The organism is Pseudomonas sp. NPDC087690, assembly GCF_044743175.1.
In the GTDB taxonomy this organism is placed as follows: domain Bacteria; phylum Pseudomonadota; class Gammaproteobacteria; order Pseudomonadales; family Pseudomonadaceae; genus Aquipseudomonas.
This window is the reverse complement of the sequence record NZ_JBIUVX010000105.1, coordinates 1,004-1,639: the sequence shown is the minus strand read 5'-3', so window position 1 is coordinate 1,639 and position 636 is coordinate 1,004. Positions and strand designations below refer to the sequence as shown.

The window sequence follows — 636 nt, the reverse complement described above, 5'->3', positions numbered from 1 at the left end:
ACAAGAAGCGCTGGATCTTACGAGCACGGTTTACCAACTGCTTGTCGGCTTCCGACAGCTCGTCCATACCCAGGATCGCGATGATGTCCTTCAGCTCTTTGTAACGTTGCAGAACGTACTGAACGCCGCGAGCGGTGTCGTAGTGGTCCTGGCCGATTACGTTCGGGTCCAGCTGGCGCGAAGTCGAATCCAGTGGATCTACCGCTGGGTAGATACCCAGGGAAGCGATGTCACGGGACAGAACGACGGTGGCGTCCAAGTGGGCGAAGGTGGTCGCTGGCGACGGGTCGGTCAAGTCATCCGCAGGTACGTATACCGCTTGGATCGAAGTGATCGAACCTTCCTTGGTCGAAGTGATACGTTCTTGCAGAACGCCCATCTCTTCAGCCAGGGTCGGCTGGTAACCTACTGCCGAAGGCATACGGCCCAGCAGTGCGGATACTTCAGTACCGGCCAGGGTGTAACGATAGATGTTGTCGACGAACAGCAGAACGTCGTTACCTTCGTCACGGAACTTCTCGGCCATGGTCAGGCCGGTCAGTGCTACGCGCAGACGGTTACCCGGCGGCTCGTTCATCTGACCGTAAACCAGTGCCACTTTGTCCAGAACGTTGGAATCCTTCATCTCGTGGTAGA

1 pseudogene (running past one end of the window) is annotated in these 636 nt (G+C 56.9%); it reads right to left on the bottom strand.

From position 1 onward, the window contains the following. Positions 1-636, bottom strand: a pseudogene (locus tag ACIPIZ_RS29650) (F0F1 ATP synthase subunit beta); its annotated part runs 510 nt beyond the window's last position; the annotation flags it as partial.